Raw genomic sequence first — 24,475 nt, 5'->3', positions numbered from 1 at the left:
AGCCTTTTGCCAGCAGCGGGCGAAAGCTTTGCGGGTCTTCCCGCATCAGTTCGCAACATTTGTCGTTCAGAGTGCTACGAGAGTGAAATTGCCGGCCTTCTGAAGCCTCAAGTCAGGTAGAATGCGCGCCCGGTTTTTGGAGAAGCTCATGACCCTGCTCAAATTCAGCGATGTGTCCCTTGCTTTCGGCGCTATGCCGTTGTTGGACAAGGTGTCCTGGCAGATCGCCCGTGGTGAGCGGGTGTGCATCATCGGCCGCAACGGCACTGGCAAGTCCAGCATGATGAAGCTCGTCAAGGGCGACCAGAAGCCCGATGACGGCTCCGTTTGGCGCGCACCCGGTCTCAAGATCGGCGAATTGCCGCAAGAATTGCCGGTGGCCGACGAGCGGACAGTGTTCGACGTGGTGGCCGAAGGCCTGGACGGCGTCGGTGCGTTGCTCGCCGAGTATCATCACCTGAGCCAGAACATCGTCACCGATGCCGACCTGGACAAGCTGATGCACGTCCAGCACGACCTCGAAGCCCGCGATGGCTGGCGCTTGCAGACCCTCGTCGACAGCACCCTGAGTCGCCTGCAACTGCCGGCCGACAAGACCCTCGCCGAATTGTCCGGCGGCTGGCGTCGTCGCGTCCTGCTGGCCCAGGCCCTGGTGTCCGAGCCGGACCTGCTGCTGCTCGACGAACCGACCAACCACCTGGACATCGGTGCCATCGCCTGGCTTGAAGAAGCACTGAAGGATTTCCAGGGCGCCGTGCTGTTCATCACGCACGACCGTTCTTTCCTGCAGAACCTGGCAACCCGCATCCTCGAACTGGATCGCGGCGGCCTGATCGACTGGAACGGCGACTACGCCAGTTTCCTCGTGCACAAGGAAGCCGCACTGGCGGCCGAAGAAACCGCCAACGCGCTGTTCGACAAGCGCCTGGCCCAGGAAGAAGTGTGGATTCGCCAGGGCATCAAGGCCCGTCGTACCCGTAACGAAGGCCGCGTACGCGCGCTGAAAGCCTTGCGCGTCGAGCGCAGCGAACGTCGCGAGCGGACCGGCAAGGCCAACATCCAGCTGGAAACCGCCGACAAGTCCGGCAAACAGGTGATGGTTCTCGATAACGTGAGCTTTGCTCACCCGGACGGTCCGTTCCTGATCAAGGACTTCTCCATGGTGCTGCAGCGCGGCGACCGTATCGGTCTGTTGGGTGCCAACGGTACTGGCAAGACCACGCTGCTGAAGCTGATGCTCAGCGGCTTGCAGCCAACCAGCGGCAAGGTGGAAGAGGGCACCAGGATCGATGTGGCCTACTTCGACCAGTTGCGCCATCAGCTGGATCTGGAAAAGACCGTGATCGACAACGTCGCCGAAGGTCGCGACTTCATCGATATCGACGGCCAGAGCCGCCACGTGCTGAGCTACCTCGGCGACTTCCTGTTCAGCCCGCAGCGTGCGCGCACGCCGGTCAAGGCGCTGTCCGGCGGTGAACGTGCCCGTCTGTTGCTGGCCAAGCTGTTCAGTAAGCCGGCGAACCTGCTGGTACTCGACGAACCGACCAACGACCTCGATGTCGAGACCCTCGAATTGCTCGAAGAGGTCTTGCTGACCTTCAACGGCACCGTACTGATGGTCAGCCACGACCGGGCATTCCTCGACAACGTGGTCACCAGCACCCTGGTCTTCGAAGGTGAAGGCAAGGTTCGCGAGTACGTCGGTGGCTATCAGGACTGGCTGCGCCAGGGCGGCTCGCCGCGCCTGCTGGGCGTGACCGAGAGCAAGTCCGGCAAGGCCGACCTGAACTCCGCCGTGGTGAAGGCCGAGCCGGCACCGGTTGCGGCGGCAGTCGAAGCGCCAGTGGCGAAGAAGAAACTCAGCTACAAGCTGCAGCGTGAGCTGGAAGCGTTGCCCGGCGAGATCGAAGCCATGGAGCAGCAGATCGCTGCCGTTGAAGCGCAGATGGCCGACGCGGGTTTCTACCTGCGCCCGGCTGCCGAGACGGCTGCAGTGATTGCTCAACTGGCGCAGTTGCAGGCTGAACTCGACGTGATGGTCGAGCGCTGGGCCGAACTGGATGCCTGATTGATCCTGCAATAAAAAAGCCCGGCTTCACACGCGTGAACGCCGGGCTTTTCATATGTAACGCAATCTGCGGGCTGTTGCAGATCCATTGTGGGAGCGGGCTTGCTCGCGAAAGCGGTTCAACATTCAACGAATATGTCGACTGTCACACCTCATTCGCGAGCAAGCCCGCTCCCACAGGGAATGTGTAGCGTCAGGATTTGGTTTGCAGGCGCACCGCAAGCACATCGCAAGGCGCGCCATGCAGCACGTCATTGGCGGTGGAGCCGAGCAGCAGTGCCAGGCCGTGCCGGCCATGGCTGCCCACCACGATCAGGTCGCAGGTTTGCTCCTTGGCCAGGTGGTGGATTTCCTGGCGTGGCTGGCCATAGGTCAGGTGGCTGTATTCCTTGGAGAGCTCCGGGTATTTGAGGATCAAGCGGTCAAGGCGCTCCTTGGCCTGATCGAACTGCTGCTGTTGCAGTTGTGACAGGTCCATCGGTACGTCGCCACCGAAGGCCATCGCCATCGGCTCGACAATGTGCACCAGTGACAATTTCGCGCCGTTGCTCACCGACAGCTCGCGAGCGCGGTGGATCACAGGGTCGCACTCTTCGGTCAGATCTACAGCGACCAGAATATGGTTGTAGGGCATGAGGTGCTCCTCCTGAGGATTGCAATATTGGTAAGTATGGCTGGTTTCAAGCGCATTGGTTCCAAAGTGACACAATGGGCTCATCAAGAATCGGGAGTACAGATATGACGGTGTGGATAGTGGTGTCAATCCTGTTGGTGGTACTCAGCCCACTGGCATGGTTGCGCCCGTCGCGTGCCCAGAGTGGGCGCATCGCCCTGCGCATGGAGGCCCGGCGCATTGGATTGGCCATGCAGCTGGCACCCCAGGAATGGCCACACTGGCTGAGCCAGGAGCCGCCGAGCCCGTGCGCCCAGTACCATCGTCCGCGGCGTGGCAGTCAGCCGGCGTGCTGGAGTTACTGGCAAAAATCACCGGGTGTCTGGGTCAATCAGTGGCAGGAAACCTGTGAAGATCAGGCGCTGCTCAATCATTTCGAAAAGTTGCCGGGCAATGTCTACAAGGTCGAGGCCGACAAGCAAATGATTGCCTTGTATTGGGGCGAGAAGGGCGAGGCCGAGGTGTTGCAGCACATCGATGCCACCCTCAAGGCGCTCGCCTGAAGCTGCGATCCATACTCGGATCCCCCTGTAGGAGCTGCCGCAGGCTGCGATCTTTTGATCTTGTTTTTTTATATCAAAGTCAAAAGATCGCAGCCTGCGGCAGCTCCTACAGGGGGCGCAGGCAATAAAAAGCCCGACAAAATCATCGGGCGGGTTGGCCAGGCAGGCCGGTAATCGGTGTTGGCTGATCTTGCGCTGGGCATTCGCCAAAAGCGTTCACAAATTTCCCCTTGGTTCCGCCAGCGTAGCTTGTTAAACACGGGCTGCAGCGAATTAGGGCGCATTTTCTAACAATTGATTCTATGAATGACTCCGCATGCTTCGGCGTGTTTAAGGTCTTCGCAGTACGGATATGACCGGAAAGTCGCGTTTCAACCCGTGTTTCGGGCGATTGACAATTGTCGGAAATTCCGTGAAGGTGACGTACCCAAATCAAACGGGCGTATGAATTGAGCGTTTGTATTTCAGACCGCTCCTACAGAATCCCGACTATCGCGTTGGCGGGTGTGCCGGGGGAATGGGCGTAGCATCGACGATTAACGTCCCTGCCAAGCCATTCGCCTGCGTCCGACGTGTACTGTTCAGCTTCCATATCGTGGAGATCAGTTGATGATTTACGAAGGTAAAGCCATCACGGTTAAGGCTCTTGAAAGTGGCATCGTCGAACTGAAGTTCGACCTCAAGGGTGAGTCCGTCAACAAGTTCAACCGTCTAACCCTGAACGAACTGCGTCAGGCCGTAGACACCATCAAGGCAGATGCTTCGATCAAGGGCGTGATCGTCAGCAGTGGCAAGGACGTGTTCATCGTCGGCGCCGACATCACCGAATTTGTCGACAACTTCAAGCTGCCGGATGCAGAGCTTGTTGCTGGCAACCTCGAAGCCAACAAGATTTTCAGCGATTTCGAAGACCTCAACGTTCCGACCGTTGTTGCGATCAATGGCATCGCGCTGGGTGGCGGTCTGGAAATGTGCCTGGCGGCGGACTACCGCGTCATGTCCACCAAGGCCAAGATCGGCCTGCCGGAAGTCAAGCTGGGCATCTACCCGGGCTTCGGCGGTACCGTTCGTCTGCCGCGTCTGATCGGTGCCGACAACGCCATCGAGTGGATTGCCGCCGGCAAGGAAAACCGTCCTGAAGACGCGCTGAAAGTTGGCGCTGTCGATGCAGTGGTTGCTCCAGAGAAGCTGCAAGAGGCCGCGCTGGAACTGATCAAGCGCGCCATCTCCGGCGAGTTCGACTACAAGGCCAAGCGCCAGCCGAAGCTGGAAAAGCTGAAGCTGAACGCCATCGAGCAAATGATGGCTTTCGAAACCGCCAAGGGTTTCGTGGCCGGTCAAGCTGGCCCGAACTACCCGGCGCCGGTTGAAGCGATCAAGACCATCCAGAAAGCCGCGAACTTCGGTCGCGACAAGGCCCTGGAAATTGAAGCCGCAGGTTTCGCCAAGCTGGCCAAGACTTCGGCCGCACAGAGCCTGGTCGGACTGTTCCTGAACGACCAGGAACTGAAGAAAAAGGCCAAGGCCTACGACGAAATCGCCAAGGACGTGAAGCAGGCCGCCGTACTGGGCGCCGGTATCATGGGTGGCGGTATCGCCTATCAGTCGGCTTCCAAAGGTACGCCGATCCTGATGAAGGACATCAACGAGCACGGCATCGAACAGGGTCTGGCCGAAGCCGCCAAACTGCTGGTTGGCCGCGTTGATAAAGGTCGCATGACCGCTGCGAAAATGGCTGAAGTGCTCAACGGCATTCGTCCGACCTTGTCCTACGGTGATTTCGGTCACGTGGACCTGGTGGTGGAAGCCGTCGTCGAGAACCCGAAGGTCAAGCAGGCCGTACTGGCTGAAGTTGAAGACCAGGTCAAAGAGGACACCATCCTCGCGTCCAACACTTCGACCATTTCCATCACCTTGCTGGCCAAGGCCCTCAAGCGTCCGGAAAACTTCGTCGGCATGCACTTCTTCAACCCGGTGCACATGATGCCGCTGGTGGAAGTGATCCGTGGCGAGAAGTCCAGCGAGCTGGCCGTTGCCACCACCGTTGCCTACGCCAAGAAAATGGGCAAGAACCCGATCGTCGTCAACGACTGCCCGGGCTTCCTGGTCAACCGCGTGCTGTTCCCGTACTTTGGCGGTTTCGCCAAGCTGGTCAGCGCCGGTGTGGACTTCGTCCGTATCGACAAGATCATGGAAAAATTCGGCTGGCCAATGGGCCCGGCCTACCTGATGGACGTGGTCGGCATCGACACCGGCCACCACGGCCGTGACGTGATGGCTGACGGCTTCCCGGACCGCATGAAGGACGACCGTCGCTCGGCCGTCGACGTGCTCTACGAAGCCAAGCGCCTGGGCCAGAAGAACGGCAAGGGCTTCTACGCCTACGAGACCGACAAGAAGGGCAAGCAGAAGAAAGTCGCCGATCCTTCGGTACTGGAAGTGCTCAAGCCGATCGTTTACGAGCAGCGCGAAGTCACTGACGAAGACATCATCAACTGGATGATGATCCCGCTGTGCCTGGAAACCGTGCGTTGCCTGGAAGACGGCATCGTCGAAACCGCTGCCGAAGCCGACATGGGTCTGGTCTACGGCATTGGTTTCCCTCCATTCCGTGGCGGTGCGCTGCGTTACATCGATTCGATCGGTGTGGCAGAGTTCGTTGCCCTGGCTGACCAGTACGCTGATTTGGGCGCGCTGTACCACCCGACCGCGAAGCTGCGCGAAATGGCCAAGAACGGCCAGAGCTTCTTCGGTTAAGCGCCCCCAACTAGAGTGAGAGTGAACTTATGAGCTTGAATCCTAGAGACGTCGTGATTGTCGACTTCGGTCGTACTCCGATGGGCCGCTCCAAGGGCGGCATGCACCGCAACACCCGCGCCGAAGACATGTCGGCGCACCTGATCAGCAAACTGCTGGAACGCAACGTCAAGGTCGACCCGAGCGAAGTCGAAGACGTGATCTGGGGCTGTGTGAACCAGACCCTGGAGCAGGGCTGGAACATCGCGCGCATGGCGTCGCTGATGACCCAGATCCCGCACACCTCGGCCGGCCAGACCGTCAGCCGTCTGTGTGGCTCGTCCATGAGCGCTTTGCACACTGCTGCGCAAGCGATCATGACCGGCAACGGTGACGTGTTCGTCGTTGGTGGCGTCGAGCATATGGGCCATGTGAGCATGATGCACGGTGTCGATCCGAACCCGCACATGTCGCTGTACGCGGCGAAAGCCTCGGGCATGATGGGCCTGACCGCGGAAATGCTGGGCAAAATGCACGGCATTACCCGCGAACAACAGGACGCTTTCGGCGTGCGCTCCCACCAACTCGCCCACAAGGCGACCGTGGAAGGCAAGTTCAAAGACGAAATCATCCCGATGCAGGGCTACGACGAGAACGGTTTCCTGAAAACCTTCGACTACGACGAAACCATTCGTCCGGAAACCACCCTGGAAAGCCTGGCGGCTCTCAAGCCAGCGTTCAATCCGAAGGGCGGCACCGTGACAGCGGGTACTTCGTCGCAGATCACCGATGGTGCTTCGTGCATGATCGTGATGTCGGCGCAGCGCGCACAGGACCTGGGCATCCAGCCTATGGCGGTGATTCGTTCGATGGCAGTGGCAGGTGTGGATCCGGCAATCATGGGCTATGGTCCAGTACCGGCCACACAAAAAGCACTGAAGCGCGCGGGTCTTGGCATCTCCGACATCGACTTCTTCGAGCTCAACGAAGCTTTCGCCGCACAGGCCCTGCCAGTGCTGAAAGATCTGAAAGTGCTCGACAAGATGAACGAGAAGGTTAACCTGCACGGCGGCGCGATCGCCCTGGGCCACCCGTTCGGTTGCTCCGGTGCGCGTATCTCCGGCACTTTGCTCAATGTGATGAAGCAGAATGGCGGTACCTTCGGGGTAGCCACCATGTGCATTGGTCTCGGCCAAGGCATCTCCACCGTCTTCGAACGCGTTTAAGCGTTTCGTTGATGGAAGCCGGGGCCAAGTGCCCCGGTTTTTGTTTTTCCGGATTTATTTTGTTTTTATTTTGAAAAAATTTGAGTGAGGGCCAAAGCATGCCGATACAACCTGGGCTCTACCAACATTACAAAGGTCCGCAGTACCGCGTGTTCAGTGTCGCGCGGCATTCGGAAACCGAAGAAGAAGTGGTCTTCTATCAAGCCCTGTATGGCGATTACGGCTTTTGGGTGCGTCCCTTGAGCATGTTCCTGGAGTCCGTCGAAGTTGACGGCGAACAGGTGCCACGCTTTGCTTTGGTGCAGGCCGAAGAAAGCCTTTTTACCAAGCCATAAGCTGAGTTCGCGCAATACCCTGCGCTTGACCTCACCTTGTAGCCACTATATATAGCGGTGCCGCGTCAGGCGCCAATCGCCTTTCACTTCTCGAATTCAGGAATTTTCTGATCCATGGGCAAATCGCTGGTCATTGTGGAATCCCCGGCTAAGGCCAAGACCATCAACAAGTATTTGGGCAACGAATACGTGGTGAAGTCGAGTATCGGCCATATCCGAGACCTGCCCACCAGCGGTTCGGCTAGCGCCAGCAAAGAGCCAGCCGCCAAGCGCGGCAAGGCTGCTGCAGGTGAAGCGCCGGCACTGTCGCCTAAAGAAAAAGCGCGCAAGCAGCTGGTCGCGCGCATGGGTGTCGATCCGGATCATGGCTGGAAAGCCAAGTACGAGATCCTCCCGGGCAAGGAAAAAGTCATCGAAGAGCTGCGCCGGCTCGCCAAGGATGCTGACACCATCTATCTCGCAACCGACTTGGATCGCGAGGGGGAAGCCATTGCCTGGCACCTGCGCGAAGCCATCGGTGGTGACGACAGCCGCTACAAGCGCGTGGTGTTCAACGAAATCACCAAGAAGGCGATCCAGGAAGCCTTCTCCCAGCCGGGCGAGCTGGATATCGACCGCGTCAACGCCCAGCAGGCCCGTCGCTTCCTCGACCGCGTCGTGGGCTACATGGTTTCGCCGCTGCTGTGGGCCAAGATCGCTCGTGGTCTGTCCGCCGGTCGTGTGCAATCGGTTGCCGTGAAGCTGGTGGTTGAGCGCGAGCGAGAAATCCGCGCGTTCATCCCGGAAGAGTACTGGGAAGTGCACGCCGACCTCGGCACCGCAAAAGGCGCGACCGTGCGTTTCGACGTGGCCCGCGAGAAAGGCGAAGCCTTCAAGCCGCTCAACGAAGCCCAGGCCATGGCCGCGCTGGAGAAGCTCAAGGCTTCCAGCTACAGCATCGTCAAGCGCGAAGACAAACCGACCAGCAGCAAGCCGTCGGCGCCGTTCATCACCTCCACCCTGCAACAGGCCGCGAGCAACCGCCTGGGCTTCGGGGTGAAGAAAACCATGATGATGGCCCAGCGTCTGTACGAAGCTGGCTACATCACTTACATGCGTACCGACTCGACCAACCTCTCGGTTGATGCCGTGGCGATGGCGCGTACTTATATCGAAGGCGAGTTCGGCAAGAAGTACCTGCCGGAAACCCCGAATGTCTACAGCAGCAAGGAAGGCGCACAAGAGGCTCACGAAGCGATTCGTCCCTCCGACGCCAATACCGAGCCAAGCAAGCTGTCGGGCATGGAGCGTGACGCTGAGCGCCTCTACGAGCTGATCTGGCGCCAGTTCCTGGCTTGCCAGATGCTGCCGGCGCAATACCTGTCGACGACCGTCACTGTGGGCGCTGGCGACTTCGAGCTGCGTGCCAAGGGACGCATCCTGAAGTTCGACGGTTACACCCGCGTCATGCCGCAAATCGCCAAGCCAGGCGACGACGATGTGCTGCCGGACATGGCCCAGGGCGACGCGATGAAGCTGATCAAGCTTGATCCGACCCAGCATTTCACCAAGCCGCCGGCGCGTTACTCGGAAGCCAGCCTGGTCAAGGAAATGGAAAAACGCGGCATCGGTCGTCCTTCGACCTACGCGGCGATCATTTCGACCATTCAGGACCGTGGTTACGTGGCGTTGCACAACCGTCGCTTCTACTCGGAAAAGATGGGCGACATCGTCACCGAGCGCCTGGCCGAGAGCTTCTCGAACCTGATGGACTACGGTTTCACCGCCGGCATGGAAGAGCATCTCGATGACGTGGCCCAGGGCGAACGCGACTGGAAAAACGTGCTCGACGAGTTCTACGGCGACTTCAAGAAGAAGCTCGAAGTAGCCGAAAGCCCGGAAAACGGCATGCGTGCCAACCAGCCGGTGATGACAGACATTCCGTGCACGACCTGCGGTCGTCCGATGCAGATTCGTACCGCATCGACCGGTGTGTTCCTTGGTTGCTCGGGCTACAGCCTGCCGCCGAAAGAGCGCTGCAAGGCCACCGTCAACCTGGTGCCGGGCGACGAAATCGCCGCGGACGACGAAGGTGAGTCGGAGTCGCTGGTATTGCGTGGCAAGCATCGCTGCCCGATCTGCAGCACGGCGATGGATGCCTACCTGCTGGACGAGAAGCGCAAGCTGCACATCTGCGGTAACAACCCGGATTGCGACGGCTACGAAATCGAAGAGGGCACCTATCGCATCAAGGGCTATGAAGGTCCGAGCCTGGAATGCGACAAGTGCGGCAGCGAGATGCAGCTCAAGACCGGCCGTTTCGGCAAGTTCTTCGGTTGCACCAATGCCACCTGCAAGAACACTCGCAAGCTGCTGAAGAGCGGTGATGCGGCGCCGCCGAAGATGGACCCGGTGAAGATGCCTGAGCTGAAATGCGAAAAGGTCAACGACACCTATATCCTGCGCGACGGTGCATCCGGGCTGTTCCTGGCGGCCAGCCAGTTCCCGAAAAACCGTGAGACGCGTGCTCCGCTGGTTATCGAGATCGTGCCGCACAAGGATGAGATCGATCCGAAGTATCACTTCCTCTGCGAAGCGCCGAAGAAAGATCCCGATGGCCTCCCGGCTGTGATTCGTTACAGCCGCAAGACCAAGGAACAGTACGTGCAGACCGAAGTTGACGGTAAGCCGACTGGCTGGAAAGCGTTCTACGACGGCGGCAAGTGGACGGTTGAAGACAAGCGCCCGGCTGCGAAGGCGTAGAATCGCAAGACCCCTGTGGGAGCGAGCTTGCTCGCGATGGTCGTCAACGATGACGCGGGCCTTCAGGATGCCCGCGTTGCTCTCAGGTCCATCGTCGGAACGCCGCCCGGAGCAAGCTCGCTCCTACAAAAGGCGCATGGGAACTGCGAAGGCGTAGAATCGCAAGACCCCTGTAGGAGCGAGCCTGCTCGCGATGAACCTGAGACCGCCGCGGAGTGCCAGGTTTCCCGCGTCATCGTTGACGTCCATCGCGAGCAGGCTCGCTCCTACACAGGACCTGCGTGAAGCAATTATTTCGTTGTGGAGGCTGCCGTCATGGCCCACGAACTTTATACCCGCACCAATCAGAAGATTTATTTCGCCGGCTTGTCGCTGGAAGCACTGGCGCGCACTGAAGAGGGTCGGGCGATGAATTCGCTGGCGCTGATCCAGGCCGGACGCGAATCTGCGTTGTTTCACCTGTACGGCGCGCTGTTGGGCCTGTGTCATGAAATCGCCGGTTTCTATCGCCTGCCTCAGGCCAATGCACCCCGTGCGGAGCTGCTGCTGACTCGCGAAGTGCTGGAAACCATCGCCATTCCGGAAATGGCCGAGCTGGTCGAGTTGGCCAATAATCCGGAGACCTGGCTGGCCAAGTTGTTGGCTGCCCATGCTGCGTTGTTTCAGCCGCCGCGCGCGCCCCACAAGCCAAAAGGGGACGTGACCCAGCCACTGATTCAGGCTGTCAATCTGGATGAAGAGGAGGCACCGCAAGAGCTGAGTCGGGAAGAGCTGGAGAGCTGGCGCCAGAATCTGAAAGGATTGGCGATCCGCTTTCGCGAAGGCCTGAACGAGTGCTGACAGAAACAGTTTTGGGATGGCATCTGGTCAAGATCCCGAGCGAAGCCTGGCCGATGCCTATATAATCCCCGCCTTTCGTGGAGAACAGTCCTTTATGCCAACGTCCTTTCTAGAAATTGTCGAGTTACCAGACGGCCGTATCGAGCTGCGCAGGGCCGAGGACGAGGGTTCTCTGGTTACTTTGGATTTCTCCGAGGACGCCAAAGCGTTCCTGCAAGGGCAACACGTGGAAGTCGCCAAGGCGATGTTGAGCGTGGGAGTCCAGATGGCAGGTCGCCTGGTTGAAGGCGAATTCGACAAGGACGAGGGGCCACGGGTTCTTCATTGATCCCCGTCCGTCGGTTTTCTTGATGTTGCTACACATCGGCTTCTCTCTCCCTGGAGAAGCCTCGCGCGGTTAAGCTCGCGCCCCGGCTGTCAGTTATCCCAAACGAATGTTCAGGCTCTGAGCGTCCCCGGTCCGGGCGGCGCTGATCAGCTGTTGCCGGGATTGGCTGCTCAGCGGGTTGAGCCAGCTGACAACTGTATGGCTGCGCCCAAGACGCAGGGCTTCGCAGGTCAGTTGCTGAGCACTTTGGGTGCCCCGGGGGTGAAGCAACAGAATGCGCTCGCGGTTGAGGCCGGCATCTCGCAGCCAGGCTTGAGTCAGGCTGGCGGGCGGCGCGATCAGTGTCAGCCAGCGTGCGTCCTGGTCCTGGCTCAATTCCCTGAGGATCGGTGCCAGAAGGCTCAGGCAGTTCCCGGCTGCACCACGCAGTGACAGCTCGCTGAAAGCGTCAGGCTCGGCGCTCCAGGGGGACTCGACTACGTCTTTCAGGATCGGCGCCAATGGCTGTGCCATGAACGCTTCGAACAACGGCAGTTGGGTTTGCTGTGGTGATGGCTGTGGGAACTGCATGGAGCCTCCTTTAGCGGCGAATCACGCCGACACTCAAGCCTTCGATCACCAGTTCCTGATCTTGAAGGTTCACTTCGATAGGGGCGAACTCGGGGTTCTCTGCGATCAGCCAGACTTTGCTGCCGTCACGCTTGAAGCGCTTGACGGTCACTTCGTCGCCGATTCGTGCAACCACGATCTGGCCGTTACGGGCTTCGCGGGTGGTGTGGACGGCCAGCAGGTCGCCGTCGAAAATCCCGACATCCTTCATGCTCATCCCGTGGACGCGCAGCAGGTAGTCGGCGCGCGGATGGAAGAAGGCAGGATTGATGTTGCAGGACTCTTCGATGTGTTGCTGCGCAAGAATCGGGGCGCCGGCTGCGACCCGGCCAATGATCGGCAGGGTGGAGTCGTCGGCCTTGGCTTCGAAGCCGGGGATGCGAATGCCACGGGAGGCGCCAGGCGTCATCTCGATGGCACCCTTGCGGGCCAGCGCCTTGAGGTGCTCTTCCGCCGCATTGGGTGACTTGAAACCCAGTTCCTGAGCGATTTCCGCACGGGTGGGAGGGTATCCGTTGTCTTCCAGGCAGCGTTTGATGAAAGCCAGAATCTCTGCTTGTCGTGGCGTCAGCTTTAGCATATTGATCGCTCTGTTTTTTTATACAGTGACTGGGATTATATACAGTAAGTCGGTCTTGGCAATGCTCCATTTTTCAGTCGCCGCCAGACGGTCAATCAGTCAGTGGATTGAAGCTTCGCCGTTGTGTGGTTAAATGTCTGACCGACCATTCCCGAAACGAACTGCCAGACTTGACAAGGCACAGGCTGAAACGTATGTTTCAAACAAGTGTTTGTCAGGCGGAGTAGCCATGGCCCAGTCGGAAACCGTTGAACGCATTCTTGATGCAGCCGAGCAGTTGTTTGCGGAAAAAGGTTTCGCTGAAACCTCGTTGCGCCTGATCACCAGCAAGGCCGGTGTCAACCTGGCGGCGGTGAACTATCACTTCGGTTCAAAGAAGGCGTTGATCCAGGCGGTTTTCTCGCGGTTCCTCGGGCCGTTCTGCGTCAGCCTCGATAAAGAGCTGGAGCGGCGTCAGGCCAAGCCTGAAATCAAGCCGACCCTCGAAGAGTTGCTGGAAATCCTCGTCGAGCAGGCCCTGGTGGTGCAGCCGCGCAGCGGCAACGACCTGTCTATCTTCATGCGTTTGCTGGGGCTGGCGTTCAGTCAGAGCCAGGGGCACTTGCGTCGTTATCTGGAAGACATGTACGGCAAGGTGTTCCGCCGCTACATGATGCTGGTCAACGAAGCGGCGCCGCGTATTCCGCCCATTGAACTGTTCTGGCGGGTGCACTTCATGCTGGGTGCGGCAGCGTTCAGCATGTCCGGTATCAAGGCCTTGCGCGCGATTGCTGAAACCGACTTCGGCGTGAACACCTCGATCGAGCAGGTCATGCGCCTGATGGTGCCGTTCCTGGCCGCCGGCATGCGTGCCGAATCCGGTGTGACCGATACCGCCATGGCCACTGCCCAATTGCGTCCGCGCAGCAAATCGACACCGGTTGCCGCCAAGGTTTAACCGCGCACGGGTGGGCGCGGCAGCTGACATCCGCTAAGCTAGCCGCCCATGCCGACTCTCGTTCTGAACCCGTTTCCCATCGAACTCGCCAATCTGCCAGGCCTAGCCCCTGGCGGCGAATGCGTGTGGGTCGGGTTTTCTGTTATCAAGGAATTTTTATGACTGCTGGCTTGCAAGGCTCGTTGATGGTGGACGTCGCCGGTACCTGGCTGACGGCTGAAGATCGCCAATTGTTGCGCCAGCCCGAAGTGGGCGGCTTGATCATTTTTGCCCGTAACATCGAGCATCCGCGTCAGGTGCGCGAGCTGAGTGCAGCGATTCGCGCCATTCGCCCCGATCTGCTGTTGGCGGTGGATCAGGAGGGCGGCCGCGTGCAGCGCCTGCGCCAGGGTTTCGTGCGCCTGCCCGCCATGCGTGCCATTGCCGACAACCCGAACGCCGAATACCTGGCCGAGCAGTGCGGCTGGATCATGGCGACCGAAGTGCTGGCCGTTGGCCTGGACCTGAGTTTCGCACCGGTGCTCGACCTCGATTACCAGCGCAGCGCCGTTGTCGGCACCCGTTCGTTCGAAGGTGATCCCGAGCGCGCGGCCTTGCTCGCGGGTGCATTCATCCGCGGGATGAACAGCGCCGGGATGGCCGCTACCGGCAAACACTTCCCGGGTCACGGCTGGGCCGAGGCTGACTCCCACGTCGCGATCCCGAATGATGAGCGCAGTCTCGATGAGATCCGCGCCAACGACCTGGTGCCGTTTGCCAAATTGAGCAAGCAACTGGCCGCGGTCATGCCGGCCCACGTTATTTATCCACAGGTCGATTCCCAGCCCGCAGGTTTCTCCCGCCGCTGGTTGCAGGACATCCTGCGCGGCGAGTTGCAGTTCGATGGCGTGATCTTCAGTGACGACCTGTCCATGGCAGGCGCCCACGTGGTCGGCGATGCCGCCAGCCGTATCGAAGCAGCACTGACGGCCGGTTGCGACATGGGCCTGGTGTGCAACGATCGCGCTGCCGCTGAACTGGCCCTGAGCGCTGCGCAACGCCTGAAGGTCAAGCCTTCCGAGCGCATTGCGCGGATGCGCGGCCAGTCGTTTGCAAGCACCGAATACCGTCAAGACCCGCGCTGGCTGGCCGCTGTCGGCGCGCTCAAAGAAGCTCAATTGATTGATTAAGGACTGTTCGTTATGACGGTTTACGCGATTATCGGTGGCACTGGCCTGACTCAACTCGAAGGCCTGAGCATTCGCCAGTCACTGGCAGTGGACACGCCTTATGGCGCGCCTTCGGCCGACGTTCAGATCGGCGAGTATGCCGGCAAGGAAGTGCTGTTCCTCGCGCGTCACGGCCATCCCCATCGTTTTCCGCCGCACCAGGTCAACTATCGCGCCAACCTCTGGGCGCTGAAGCAGGCCGGTGCCGAAGCCATTCTGGCGGTCAACGCCGTGGGCGGCATCCATGCTGCCATGGGCACCGGGCATTTCTGCGTGCCCCATCAGTTGATCGACTACACCAGCGGTCGCGAGCACACCTACTTTTCCGATGACCTGGAACACGTCACCCATATCGACTTCAGCTACCCCTATAGCGAGCCGTTGCGCCAGCAATTGATCGCGGCGCTGGCGGCGGAAGGTGTGGGCTACAGCAGTCATGGCGTGTATGCCTGCACTCAGGGGCCGCGCCTGGAGACGGTGGCTGAAATCGCCCGGCTGGAGCGCGATGGCTGCGACATCGTCGGCATGACCGGGATGCCGGAAGCCGCCCTGGCCCGCGAGCTGGAACTGGAATACGCCTGTCTGGCACTGGTGGTAAACCCGGCGGCGGGCAAGTCGACGGCGGTGATTACCATGGCCGAGATCGAGCAGGCGTTGCATGACGGCATGGGCAAGGTGAAATCGACGTTGGCGCGGGTGCTCAAGGGCTGAGCTCCGCTTGATATCGAGTTGACTTCATCGCGAGCAAGCTCGCTCCCACAGGTTTAGTGGCGTTCGTAGAGTTTGTGTTCGACGCGGCCACTGTGGGAGCGAGCTTGCTCGCGATGGCGGACTAAAAAGCACCGCAAATCTCAGCGCTTTCCGAGATTTTCCGGCAACGGCGCAAACAACGCCTCGATATCGTCGCTCTGCAGTTTCCAGTCCCCGGCCTTGCGCCCATCCAGCACGCCGGCCGCGAGGTCGGATTTTTCCTTCTGCAGGTGCTGGATCTTCTCTTCCACCGTGCCGCGCGCAATCAGTTTGTAAACGAACACGGGCTTCTCCTGACCAATGCGATACGCCCGGTCGGTCGCCTGGTTTTCCGTCGCCGGGTTCCACCACGGGTCGTAATGAATCACCGTGTCCGCTTCGGTCAGGTTCAGGCCAACGCCGCCGGCCTTCAGGCTGATCAGAAAAATCTGACGTTTGCCGCTCTGGAATTCCTTCACCGGTGTGCGGCGGTCGCGGGTCTGGCCGGTCAGCAGGGCGTAGGCGATTCCACGCTTGTTCAGCTCATCCTCAATCAGCGACAACATTGAAGTGAACTGCGAGAACAGCAGGATCCGCCGACCTTCCTCGAACAATTCCTCGAGCATTTCCATCAGGCTGTCGAGTTTGCCCGAGGTGCTGCCACGGCTTGGCAGGGTCGCCTCGTTGACCAGGCGCAAGTCGCAGCACACCTGACGCAGTTTCAGCAGCGCTTCGAGAATGATGATCTGGCTGCGGGCCACGCCTTTGCGGGTGATCTCGTCGCGGACTTTCTTGTCCATGGCCAGGCGCATGGTTTCGTAAACGTCACGCTGGGCCTCGTTGAGTTCGACCCAGTGGATGATCTCGGTTTTCGGCGGCAGCTCGGTGGCCACCTGTTCCTTGGTGCGGCGCAGCAGGAAGGGCTTGATCCGGCCGTTGAGGTGCTGAAGCCTGACCTCGCTGGTGCGTTTTTCGATCGGCACGCGGTAATCGCGGTTGAAGCTTTTGACGTCACCGAGCCAGCCGGGCAAGAGGAAGTGAAACAGTGACCAGAGTTCGCCGAGGTGGTTTTCCAGCGGTGTGCCGCTCAGGCACAGGCGCTGCCGGGCATTGAGTTCGCGGGCAGCCTGGGCGGCCTTGCTGGTCGGATTCTTGATGTACTGCGCTTCATCCAGCACCAATATGTGTAAGGGCTGCGCCGCCAGGCGCTCGACATCCTTGGGCAGCAGCGCATAGGTGGTCAGGATCAGGTCGTAGTCAGCCAACTTGTCGAAGTGTTTTTTGCGGCTGGCGCCGTACAGCGCCAGGACCTTGAGCTGCGGCGTAAAGTGCGCTGCTTCGTCGAGCCAGTTGGGAATCAGGCTGGTCGGCATCACCACCATGCACGGCCGATCGAGACGGCCGGCGTTTTTCTCGCTCAGCACGTGCGCCAGTGTCTGCAGGGTTTTGCCCAGACCCATGTCGTCCGCGAGAATGCCACCCACTTCAAGCTGTCGCAGTGATTGCATCCAGCTCAAGCCCTCAAGCTGATACGGACGCAGCGTCGCATTCAGGCCGTCCGGGGCGGCGGCCGTGTGGTCCTTGATGTCGCGCAGGCGCTGGGCAAAGGTGCGGATCTGTTCGCCACCCTCCCAGAGCAGTGGCATGTCTTCCAGCGGGTTCAGGCGCGTGGCATCGGCCTTGCTCAGGCGCAACGTGGTGTCGCCGGGCTCCTGCAGGTAGAACTCGCCGAGGGTGGCCAGCACCGGTTTCAGGCGGCCGAAGGGCAGGGCGACTTGCAGTGGGCCGTGCTCGGAGTTCGGGCGATGGGGGATGTTGACCAGGATCAACTCGTCGTCGCGGCGTCGGGCAAGGCGCTCCGGGTTGAGGATTTCGGTGTGGGAGCGCATCAGGTTGAGCAGGATCGGCAACAGGCTCAGGCGCTCGCCGTTGACAATGATCCCCAGTTCCAGGTCGAACCAGTCGCGCTCCGGTGCCTGTTCGACCGTGGCGTACCAGTCGTCTACCGCCGTCAGGTCGAAACCGAAGTCCTCGTCGATCTGCAATTCCCAGCCCTGGGTGCGCAACTTCGGCAGTTCATTGAGGGTAAAGGTCAACCAGGTGCTGTCATTGACCATTTCGAACAGCTCGCCGGCACTTTCTGGCAAGGCCTTGCTTTGCCGGGTAGCGACTTTGAAGCCGAGGATTCGCAACTGTTCCCTGTAGGACTGTTCCACGTCCGGGTGGCGTTTTATCCGCAGCGTCTGGGTTTCCTGGCGAATCAGGATATCGGTGTTTTTCTGTCCGGAAACGTATTCGTCCAGATAGCTGAAGGACAGCGCCGCACGATGCTGGATGTAACGCTGCATTCGCCCGTTGCGCGGTTCGAAGGCGCTGAACTCGATGCTGGCCAGCCACAGGCGTGGCACCGGCTGCACATTGTCCACCAGCACTTGCGGCGGGGCTTTCGGGCTGCGGTTTTCCAGGACGGCCTGGAGTTTTTCCAGGAGTTCGGCGTCTTTGGCGGCAGCGGGGTAGTCGAGGGTTTCCTGCACTTGCAGGAGCACCGCTGCGCAATGTTTGCAGTTGTTGTGGACCGGGCAGGAGCAGATGGCATCGACCATCAGCAGCGTGCCTTTGGCTGACTCGCGCAGGCGAATGGTCTGACGGTAGACGTTACCGCCCGAGCCTTCGCATGCGGCGACTATGGTTGCGTCGCCGGCCTCGACGATCCTGACACGATTCTCCAGCGCGTAACGGCGACCGCGTTCCAGGCTCTGTTCCTTGAATCGGCTGACCCAGGATGGTGCCAGGGGTTTGCTCAGGGTCGCGGACATGGGGAATCAGTCCGGAATTTCTTCGGGAGCTGCTCGGGGGGCGGGGGCGGTCAGCGAAGTGATCTTGATCAGCAGGCCGAGGTGGCCGTTGTCGAGGAAGTTCAACTGGCCGTTCTTGGTGTGGCTTTCCTGTTTCAAGCGCTCGCTGGCTGTCACCATGCCATTGGCATCAATCTGATTGACCCAGAAATCGGCGTCGACGTCGGTAAAGCGTCCCAGCTTCATGCTCAGCGTGCCCTCGATCGGGAACTGACCATATTGTTCCTTGCCGTCGCTGATCGCCACTTTGCTGGCGTTTTCGCCGAGCGTCTGTTGCCAGGCCTTGTGCAGCAACACCGTGTAGTCGGCGCTGCTGGTGAGTTTTTCCACCTCGCCATTCAGGCTTGGCGTGCGCAGGCTGTCGGGGCTGACGGGTTGGGCGCCAGCGGCCCAGTCTTCCGGTGCGGCGCGACTGACAATCGCCGGCACGGCGTTTTGCCGGACCAGAATCATTTCGACCTGATACAGGTCATCGGCAAAGGCCGTGGGGGCGACCAGCGCTGGCATCAAAAGGGTCAGCAGGGTCAGTGAGCGGAACAGGCGCATGCGGCGTCCTTCAAGCAGTTTTCGGAACGAGGCGCTCGAACAGCGCCTCTACAGTATTAAAGCGCTCTTCCGGGCGCTCCATCGGAACCATGAACTTGAACATCGTGGCCCCTTCGAATTTGTAGCGTTTTGGCTGGCTCTGGATCAGCTTGATCAGGGTCAGCGGGTCGACCGGCGTCTGCGCAGCGAACTCGACGCGACCGCCTTGCGGGCCGCCATCGACTTTCTTGATGCCCAGTTGCTCAGCCTGCAGCTTCAATGCAGTGATGCGGATCAGGTTCTTGGTCGGTTCCGGCAACAGGCCGAAACGATCGATCATCTCCACCTGCAAATCCTTGAGGCCGTCCTCATCGGTGGCCGAGGCAATGCGCTTGTAGAGAATCAGGCGGGCGTGGACATCCGGCAGGTAGTCTTCCGGAATCAGCGCCGGTACCCGCAGGTTGACTTCAGGACCACCGCCGAGCGGTTGATCGAGGTTCGGCTGCTCGCCCTTGCGGATCGACTTCACCGCGCGTTCGAGCATTTCCATGTACAGCGTAAAGCCGACCGCCTGGATCTGCCCGCTCTGACCGTCACCGAGCAGTTCGCCGGCACCACGGATTTCCAGGTCGTTGGTGGCGAGCACGAAGCCCGCGCCGAGGTCCTGGGTGTTGGCGATCGCTTCCAGGCGCTTTTCCGCGTCCGGCGTGATTTGCTGGCGCGGTGGCGTCAGCAGGTAGGCATAGGCCTGGTGGTGACTGCGTCCGACCCGGCCGCGCAGCTGGTGCAACTGGGCCAGGCCGAACTTGTCCGCACGCTCGATGATGATGGTGTTGGCGCTCGGTACGTCGATGCCGGTCTCGATGATGGTCGAGGCGATCAGCACGTTGAAGCGCTTGTGGTAGAAGTCGCTCATCACCTGTTCGAGTTCGCGCTCGCGCATCTGCCCGTGACCGATGCCGATCCGTGCTTCCGGTACCAGCTCGGCGAGGTCGGCGGCGCATTTCTCGATGGTCTTCACGTCGTTGTGCAGGTAATAGACCTGGCCGCCACGCAGCAACTCACGCAGCAAGGCCTCTTTGACCGTGCTCTTGTTCTGCTCCATGACGAAGGTGCGCACCGACAGGCGGCGGGCTGGCGGGGTGGCGATGATCGACAGGTCACGCATGCCCGACACCGCCATGTTCAGCGTGCGCGGAATCGGCGTGGCGGTCAGGGTCAGGATGTCGACTTCGCTGCGCAGGGCCTTGAGCTGTTCTTTCTGGCGCACGCCGAAACGGTGTTCCTCGTCGATGATCACCAGACCGAGGTTTTTGATCTTCACGTCGTCCTGCAGCAGCTTGTGCGTGCCGATGACGATGTCGATCTTGCCTTCGGCCAGATCGGCGACGGCGGCATTCACTTCCTTGGCCGACTTGAAGCGGCTCATCACTTCCACGGTCACCGGCCAGTCGGCGAAGCGGTCGCGGAAGCTGTTGTAATGCTGCTGGGCGAGCAGGGTGGTCGGCACCAGGATCGCCACTTGGCGACCACCGTGCACCGCGATGAACGCGGCGCGCATCGCCACTTCGGTCTTGCCGAAGCCGACGTCGCCGCACACCAGGCGATCCATGGGCTTGGGCGCGAGCATGTCTTCGCGCACCGCCTCGATGGTGGTCTGCTGGTCCGGGGTTTCTTCGAACGGGAAGCCGGCGCTGAAGGTGGCGTAGTCGGCTTTCGGATCGGCGAAAGCGTAGCCTTCGCGAGCGGCGCGGCGTGCATAGATGTCGAGCAACTCGGCGGCCACGTCGCGTACCTGTTCGGCGGCTTTGCGCTTGGCCTTCTGCCAGGTCTCGGAACCGAGGCGGTGCAGCGGGGCCAGGGCGTCATCGCTGCCGGTGTAGCGGGCGATCAGGTGCAGGTTGGCCACCGGTACGTAGAGCTTGGCGCCTTCGGCGTATTCCAGGGCAAGGAATTCGGCGGTCTGGTTGTCGATTTCCAGGGTTGCCAGGCCCAGGTAACGGCCGACACCGTGGTCGATGTGCACCACCGGCGCACCTTCGCGCAGCTCGGTGAGGTTCTTGATGACGGCATCGTTGTTGGCATCGGCGCGCTTTTCGCGGCGACGGCGCTGCATCACGCGCTGGCCGAACAACGGGCTTTCGGCTACCAGGGCCAGGGCTGGATCGTCCAGCACCAGGCCTTCATCCAGCGGCGCGATGGTGATCGCCAGGCGGTCTTTGCCAGCGACGAAATCCGGCCAGCTGTCGACGGTTTTCGGTCGCAGCTTCAGGCGTTCCAGTAGTTCCAGCAGCACCTCGCGACGGCCTGCGGATTCGGCGGTAAACAGCACGCGCCCGGGAAACTCGTCGAGGAAACCGGCCAACGCCGCCAGCGGCTGGGTGGCCTTGGCTTCGATGGCCAGGTTCGGCAGTTCCCGCGCGGGGAAGCGTTCGCGACCGACGCCGGGCTCGACGTCCTGCTGGCTGGCAACCACCCGCGGCCAGCTTTTCAGGCGGGCAAAGCAATCCTCTACCGGCAGGAACAGTTCGGCGGGCGGCAATAAAGGACGGGACGGGTCGACGCGGCGTTCTTCATAGCGATTGCGCACGTCGTTCCAGAAGTTTTCTGCGGCTTGCTCGATGCCCGGCAGGGAAAACACTTGCGTGTCCTGGGGCAAATAATCGAACAGCGTCGAGGTTTCTTCGAAGAACAGCGGCAGGTAGTACTCGATGCCGGCCGGGGTGATCCCGCTGCTCAGGTCCTGGAAGATCGGGCAGCGGCGGAAGTCGACGTCAAAACGCTCACGGAAGCGCGCCTTGAAACGGGTGACCGCTTCTTTCTGCAGCGGAAACTCCTTGGCCGGTAACAGCTTGACCGAGTCGACTTTGTCGATGGACCGCTGGTTCTCCGGGTCGAAGGTGCGCAGGGTTTCGATTTCGTCGTCGAACAGGTCGATGCGATACGGCAACTTGCTGCCCATCGGGAACAGGTCGATCAACGAGCCGCGAACGGTGAACTCGCCGTGTTCATACACCGTATCGACGTAGCGATAACCCGTGGCTTCAAGCCGGGTGCGCATTTGCTCGACGTCGAGTTTCTGGCCGATGTCCAGCACCAGGCTGCTGCCGAGCAGGAATTTGGTCGGTGCCAGGCGATGCAGGGCGGTCGTGATCGGCACCACCAGTACGCCATGACTCAGCTCCGGCAACCGGTACAGGCTGGCGATGCGCTGGGAAATGATGTCCTGGTGCGGCGAGAACAGGTCGTAGGGCAGGGTTTCCCAGTCGGGAAAGTGCAGTACGGGCAAATCCGGGGCGAAGAAACCCAGCTCCTGTTCCAGCCGTTCGGCACTTTGGCTGTCGGCGGTCAGCAGCAGGGTAAAGCGCTTGGCAGCGCTGGCGGCCTCGGCGATGGCCAGGCTCAGGGCGGCACCGGGCAGATTGCCCCAGTGCTGTTTACCTGCCGCGGCAGGGAGAAGCGGTAGACGCAGAACGGGCACGGAAGGTTGAGCTCCAAGCGTTGCGACAAAGTCGGTAATTGTAGCGGCCTACGATGCCGCCTGTCAGTTGCTGACTGCGTCTAAAGCACGGGTTTGGTGAAATGTAGTGGTAAAGACAAAATTCGGCGGTTTTTTGCCGGAAGTTATTGAATATGTAGTGGCAAATACAACGAGTGTTACGGAGGGTTACGGATAAGGTAGCGCGACCTCCAAAAAATTGACTGCGCTGAAAGCCCCGGTTTTATTGGGTTTGCGCGAGGCGCAATTTTTTTGAACGACGAATTGTTACGTAAAGCACGACGGGCGCGCATTGCTACGGCTGTCACTCGGCGGCATAATGTAGCCCCTTTTTTCTGCCCCTACATGTGGAAGGTTCCCGTGACTCAGAAGCCCGACCAGTGTCTTGGTGAATGGATCGACCGTGAAGCACTCGCAGAAGCGATGATTCCGCTTATCGGTCAGCTCTACCGCAATAACAACGTGGTGAGCTCGATCTATGGCCGCAGCCTGATCAATCGTTCAGTCATTGCGATTCTCAAAGCTCACCGCTTTGCTCGTCACCGTCAGTCCGACGAAAGCGAGCTGTCCGTCCACGAAACATTCCCGCTGATCAAGGCGATGAGCGAACTCAAGCTCGGCGCCGCCTCGGTGGACCTGGGCAAGCTGGCGGCCAAATTCAAGGCCGAAGGCAATGGCCGTACTGCCGAGCAGTTCGTCCGTGAAGAACTGGCCGACGTGGTTGGCCAGCAAAACGCATCGGCCCGCAAAGGCACCGACGTTGTCCTCTACGGCTTCGGTCGTATCGGCCGTCTGCTGGCGCGCATCCTGATCGAGAAAACCGGTGGCGGCGACGGCCTGCGCCTGCGTGCCATCGTTGTCCGCAAGGGCGCCGAGAACGACCTGGTCAAGCGCGCCAGCCTGCTGCGTCGTGACTCGGTGCATGGTCCGTTCGATGGCACCATCACCATCGATGAAGCCAACAACACCATCACCGCCAACGGCAACCTGATCCAGGTTATCTACGCCAAGAGCCCGACCGAAGTCGACTACACCCAGTACGGCATCGAAAACGCTCTGATCGTCGACAACACCGGTGTATGGCGTGACGCCGACGGCCTGGGCCAGCACCTGGCCTGCCCGGGCGCTGCCCGCGTGATCCTCACCGCACCTGGCAAGGGCGCGCTGAAGAACATCGTGCACGGCATCAACCACGGCGACATCACCCCTGACGACAAGATCATCTCGGCGGCTTCCTGCACCACCAACGCCATCGTGCCGGTGCTCAAGGCAGTCAACGACAAGTACGGCATCGTCAACGGCCACGTCGAAACCGTTCACTCGTTCACCAACGACCAGAACCTGATCGACAACTTCCACAAGGGCAGCCGTCGTGGCCGCGCCGCGCCGCTGAACATGGTTATCACCGAGACCGGTGCCGCCACCGCAGCCGCCAAGGCACTGCCAGTGCTCAAGGGCAAGCTGACCGGCAACGCGATTCGCGTTCCTACGCCGAACGTGTCGATGGCCATCCTGAACCTGAACCTGGAAAAGGCCACCACTCGCGAAGAGATCAACGAGTACCTGCGCCAGATGGCCATGCACTCGGACCTGCACAAGCAGATCGACTACGTGAGCTCCCAGGAAGTGGTTTCCACCGACTTCGTTGGCTCGCGCCACGCAGGCGTAGTGGACGCTGAAGCGACCATCACCCAGGATAACCGCGTTGTTCTGTACGTCTGGTACGACAACGAGTTCGGTTACAGCTGCCAGGTGGTTCGCGTGATGGAAGACATGGCCGGTGTAAACCCGCCAGCATTCCCGCGCTAAGCCTTAGCCGCACATGAAAACGCCCCGACTTTGTTCGGGGCGTTTTTGTTTGGGCTGCTTTTGTCTGTTGATGGATGTGTTATTCGGCCTGGCCTCTTCGTCGGATCGCCGCCCGGACCAAGCCCGCTCCCACAGGGATTGTGGCCGGCCGTGGGATTGGCGGTCACTGAAGATCAAAATTGTGGGAGCGGGCTTGCTCGCGAAAGCGGTGGATCAGTCGACATCTCTGTTGAGTGTGCTGGCCTCTTCGCGAGCAAGCCCGCTCCCACAGTT

18 protein-coding genes are annotated in these 24,475 nt (G+C 60.4%); 12 read left to right on the top strand and 6 right to left on the bottom strand.

The annotated features are described in order from the left end of the window. Window positions 1-148 precede the first annotated feature (148 nt). A complete protein-coding gene (locus tag AC07YV_RS05660; RefSeq protein ID WP_007974055.1) occupies window positions 149-2,068 on the top strand; it encodes an ATP-binding cassette domain-containing protein in 1,920 nt (639 codons plus the stop codon). 193 nt (window positions 2,069-2,261) lie between these two features. Here the strand turns inward: AC07YV_RS05660 and AC07YV_RS05655 are convergent, their stop codons facing one another. Then, complete coding sequence (locus tag AC07YV_RS05655) at window positions 2,262-2,702, bottom strand: universal stress protein (protein WP_015095958.1); 441 nt, start codon at window positions 2,700-2,702, stop codon at window positions 2,262-2,264. Between the two features lie 104 nt (window positions 2,703-2,806). Between AC07YV_RS05655 and AC07YV_RS05650 the strand changes: the two genes are divergently transcribed. The 7 genes from AC07YV_RS05650 (at window position 2,807) to AC07YV_RS05620 (ending at window position 11,451) form a co-directional block, all read left to right on the top strand. Further along, the gene (locus AC07YV_RS05650; RefSeq protein ID WP_102698741.1) at window positions 2,807-3,244 is read left to right on the top strand and encodes a hypothetical protein; all 438 of its coding nucleotides are present in this window, start codon (window positions 2,807-2,809) and stop codon (window positions 3,242-3,244) included. A 609-nt stretch (window positions 3,245-3,853) separates the two neighbouring features. Beyond that, complete coding sequence (fadB, locus tag AC07YV_RS05645; protein WP_102698740.1) at window positions 3,854-6,001, top strand: fatty acid oxidation complex subunit alpha FadB; 2,148 nt, start codon at window positions 3,854-3,856, stop codon at window positions 5,999-6,001. Between the two features lie 29 nt (window positions 6,002-6,030). Then, window positions 6,031-7,206: an acetyl-CoA C-acyltransferase FadA gene (gene fadA, locus AC07YV_RS05640; protein WP_007974051.1), complete on the top strand. Its 1,176-nt coding sequence runs from the start codon at window positions 6,031-6,033 to the stop codon at window positions 7,204-7,206. Between the two features lie 98 nt (window positions 7,207-7,304). Continuing rightward, window positions 7,305-7,541 carry a DUF1653 domain-containing protein gene (locus tag AC07YV_RS05635; RefSeq protein WP_007986363.1) on the top strand — a complete coding sequence of 79 codons (237 nt, stop codon included), beginning with the start codon at window positions 7,305-7,307 and terminating at the stop codon, window positions 7,539-7,541. 114 nt (window positions 7,542-7,655) lie between these two features. Continuing rightward, entirely contained in the window at window positions 7,656-10,283 is a 2,628-nt protein-coding gene (gene topA, locus AC07YV_RS05630) for a type I DNA topoisomerase (protein WP_015095955.1), read from the top strand. 315 nt (window positions 10,284-10,598) lie between these two features. Then, window positions 10,599-11,123: a DUF6586 family protein gene (locus AC07YV_RS05625; protein ID WP_102698739.1), complete on the top strand. Its 525-nt coding sequence runs from the start codon at window positions 10,599-10,601 to the stop codon at window positions 11,121-11,123. Between the two features lie 94 nt (window positions 11,124-11,217). After that, on the top strand, window positions 11,218-11,451 hold the full coding sequence (locus tag AC07YV_RS05620; RefSeq protein WP_007991404.1) for a hypothetical protein: 234 nt from the start codon (window positions 11,218-11,220) through the stop codon (window positions 11,449-11,451). Window positions 11,452-11,544: 93 nt separating this feature from the next. On the opposite strand, the gene sulA is transcribed toward AC07YV_RS05620, so the two are convergent. Next, on the bottom strand, window positions 11,545-12,021 hold the full coding sequence (sulA, locus tag AC07YV_RS05615) for an SOS-induced cell division inhibitor SulA (RefSeq protein WP_015095952.1): 477 nt from the start codon (window positions 12,019-12,021) through the stop codon (window positions 11,545-11,547). Window positions 12,022-12,031: 10 nt separating this feature from the next. After that, the gene (gene lexA, locus AC07YV_RS05610) at window positions 12,032-12,640 is read right to left on the bottom strand and encodes a transcriptional repressor LexA (protein WP_007974043.1); all 609 of its coding nucleotides are present in this window, start codon (window positions 12,638-12,640) and stop codon (window positions 12,032-12,034) included. Window positions 12,641-12,869: 229 nt separating this feature from the next. Here lexA and AC07YV_RS05605 point away from each other — a divergent pair, with 229 nt between their 5' ends. The 3 genes from AC07YV_RS05605 (at window position 12,870) to AC07YV_RS05595 (ending at window position 15,496) form a co-directional block, all read left to right on the top strand. Further along, the gene (locus tag AC07YV_RS05605) at window positions 12,870-13,577 is read left to right on the top strand and encodes a TetR/AcrR family transcriptional regulator (RefSeq protein WP_102698738.1); all 708 of its coding nucleotides are present in this window, start codon (window positions 12,870-12,872) and stop codon (window positions 13,575-13,577) included. 158 nt (window positions 13,578-13,735) lie between these two features. Further along, entirely contained in the window at window positions 13,736-14,746 is a 1,011-nt protein-coding gene (nagZ, locus tag AC07YV_RS05600; protein WP_056722002.1) for a beta-N-acetylhexosaminidase, read from the top strand. 12 nt (window positions 14,747-14,758) lie between these two features. Continuing rightward, on the top strand, window positions 14,759-15,496 hold the full coding sequence (locus AC07YV_RS05595) for an S-methyl-5'-thioinosine phosphorylase (RefSeq protein ID WP_102698737.1): 738 nt from the start codon (window positions 14,759-14,761) through the stop codon (window positions 15,494-15,496). 140 nt (window positions 15,497-15,636) lie between these two features. Here the strand turns inward: AC07YV_RS05595 and AC07YV_RS05590 are convergent, their stop codons facing one another. Genes AC07YV_RS05590 through mfd form a run of 3 tightly spaced genes read right to left on the bottom strand, consistent with a single transcriptional unit; the run spans window position 15,637 to window position 22,375 of the window. After that, window positions 15,637-18,330, bottom strand: a complete 2,694-nt coding sequence (locus AC07YV_RS05590; RefSeq protein WP_102698736.1) for a DEAD/DEAH box helicase — start codon at window positions 18,328-18,330, stop codon at window positions 15,637-15,639. Window positions 18,331-18,336: 6 nt separating this feature from the next. Further along, window positions 18,337-18,915 (bottom strand): CsiV family protein, encoded by a 579-nt coding sequence (locus AC07YV_RS05585; RefSeq protein ID WP_007974034.1) that lies wholly within the window; start codon window positions 18,913-18,915, stop codon window positions 18,337-18,339. Window positions 18,916-18,925: 10 nt separating this feature from the next. Beyond that, complete coding sequence (mfd, locus tag AC07YV_RS05580) at window positions 18,926-22,375, bottom strand: transcription-repair coupling factor (protein ID WP_102698735.1); 3,450 nt, start codon at window positions 22,373-22,375, stop codon at window positions 18,926-18,928. Between the two features lie 363 nt (window positions 22,376-22,738). Between mfd and AC07YV_RS05575 the strand changes: the two genes are divergently transcribed. Further along, window positions 22,739-24,202, top strand: coding sequence for a glyceraldehyde-3-phosphate dehydrogenase (locus tag AC07YV_RS05575; RefSeq protein ID WP_015095946.1), 1,464 nt, complete (start codon window positions 22,739-22,741; stop codon window positions 24,200-24,202). Window positions 24,203-24,475: the final 273 nt, after the last annotated feature.

Source organism: Pseudomonas sp. GW456-E7, from assembly GCF_059424105.1.
This window is presented reverse-complemented; position numbering and strand designations above follow the sequence as displayed.

Excerpts from the sequence above, each read along its gene's own strand:
- fadB (WP_102698740.1), top strand. The coding sequence starts at position 3,854 with ATGATTTACGAAGGTAAAGCCATCACGGTTAAGGCTCTTGAAAGTGGC.
- AC07YV_RS05660 (WP_007974055.1), top strand. The coding sequence starts at position 149 with ATGACCCTGCTCAAATTCAGCGATGTGTCCCTTGCTTTCGGCGCTATG.
- AC07YV_RS05620 (WP_007991404.1), top strand. The coding sequence starts at position 11,218 with ATGCCAACGTCCTTTCTAGAAATTGTCGAGTTACCAGACGGCCGTATC.
- AC07YV_RS05585 (WP_007974034.1), bottom strand. The coding sequence starts at position 18,915 with ATGCGCCTGTTCCGCTCACTGACCCTGCTGACCCTTTTGATGCCAGCG.
- AC07YV_RS05595 (WP_102698737.1), top strand. The coding sequence starts at position 14,759 with ATGACGGTTTACGCGATTATCGGTGGCACTGGCCTGACTCAACTCGAA.
- AC07YV_RS05575 (WP_015095946.1), top strand. The coding sequence starts at position 22,739 with ATGTGGAAGGTTCCCGTGACTCAGAAGCCCGACCAGTGTCTTGGTGAA.
- AC07YV_RS05625 (WP_102698739.1), top strand. The coding sequence starts at position 10,599 with ATGGCCCACGAACTTTATACCCGCACCAATCAGAAGATTTATTTCGCC.
- AC07YV_RS05590 (WP_102698736.1), bottom strand. The coding sequence starts at position 18,330 with ATGTCCGCGACCCTGAGCAAACCCCTGGCACCATCCTGGGTCAGCCGA.
- AC07YV_RS05655 (WP_015095958.1), bottom strand. The coding sequence starts at position 2,702 with ATGCCCTACAACCATATTCTGGTCGCTGTAGATCTGACCGAAGAGTGC.
- AC07YV_RS05605 (WP_102698738.1), top strand. The coding sequence starts at position 12,870 with ATGGCCCAGTCGGAAACCGTTGAACGCATTCTTGATGCAGCCGAGCAG.
- lexA (WP_007974043.1), bottom strand. The coding sequence starts at position 12,640 with ATGCTAAAGCTGACGCCACGACAAGCAGAGATTCTGGCTTTCATCAAA.
- fadA (WP_007974051.1), top strand. The coding sequence starts at position 6,031 with ATGAGCTTGAATCCTAGAGACGTCGTGATTGTCGACTTCGGTCGTACT.
- topA (WP_015095955.1), top strand. The coding sequence starts at position 7,656 with ATGGGCAAATCGCTGGTCATTGTGGAATCCCCGGCTAAGGCCAAGACC.
- AC07YV_RS05650 (WP_102698741.1), top strand. The coding sequence starts at position 2,807 with ATGACGGTGTGGATAGTGGTGTCAATCCTGTTGGTGGTACTCAGCCCA.
- sulA (WP_015095952.1), bottom strand. The coding sequence starts at position 12,021 with ATGCAGTTCCCACAGCCATCACCACAGCAAACCCAACTGCCGTTGTTC.
- AC07YV_RS05635 (WP_007986363.1), top strand. The coding sequence starts at position 7,305 with ATGCCGATACAACCTGGGCTCTACCAACATTACAAAGGTCCGCAGTAC.
- nagZ (WP_056722002.1), top strand. The coding sequence starts at position 13,736 with ATGACTGCTGGCTTGCAAGGCTCGTTGATGGTGGACGTCGCCGGTACC.